The organism is Vibrio sp. CUB2 (assembly GCF_001557945.1).
GTDB classification, from domain to species: Bacteria; Pseudomonadota; Gammaproteobacteria; order Enterobacterales; family Vibrionaceae; genus Vibrio; species Vibrio owensii.
In genome coordinates, this window is sequence record NZ_LNRB01000067.1 from 1 (window position 1) to 712 (window position 712).

The 712-nt window shown below is 40.7% G+C and carries 1 protein-coding gene; it reads left to right on the forward strand.

Features of this window, described 5'->3' with window-relative positions:
• The first annotated feature begins 23 nt into the window (after positions 1–23).
• Positions 24–587, forward strand: coding sequence for a hypothetical protein (locus tag ATB78_RS27850; RefSeq protein ID WP_061011162.1), 564 nt, complete (start codon positions 24–26; stop codon positions 585–587).
• Positions 588–712: the final 125 nt, after the last annotated feature.

Consider the following 712-nt stretch of genomic DNA (forward strand, 5'->3'; position numbering starts at 1 on the left):
GGCGTTATGTTTAAAGGATAAAAATGTCAGCTATCAACAGTGTGAGTCTCTTCTTCGCGATATATTTTGGTATTTCAATCATTGTATTTAGACTGCCATTTGATATGTCTGGTGCGTATTTTGACTTCATCGTTTATCGGTTTTTACCTGTTTGTACAGCTTGTTACTTGGCATTTGTAATCTTTGGGAAAGTGAATGGAAAAAGTGTATGGGCAGTTATGGCTCATAGACTTAGGCATAAAGCCGGTTTCAATCGATGGCAGGTGTTAATATTCTCTGGGCTTTTTGCATACCCGATTATCGCAATTCTTCTATTGCCATTTTTTCGCGTTTTATTAATTACTACGATTTTAACAGGGCAAGGCTATTGTCATGTCGGCAAACTCTCAAACGCTGCCGAGGGTAGGAGGGTTATGTTTGGTCTTAGTGATATCACGATTGAAGCCCCTCAGTCGAATCGTACTTTTTGGTACCCTACGAAAAAGCTGATGCGAGATAGCATTGATATAGGTAGCATGGTTGAAGCTTGTGGTAAGCAAGGTTGGCTTGGGCTTTACATTGAAAAGGTCTCTCTTCGTGGGAAATAAACATAACAAATTGTTCAAGAGTGATTCGGCACGCGTGGCATTTTTACTATGCGTTGGTTTTAGTGGTTAAGGTGTTATGCAGAGGCTTCGGTATTGCGTGCCTCACACCTTAACAAGGCGTTATG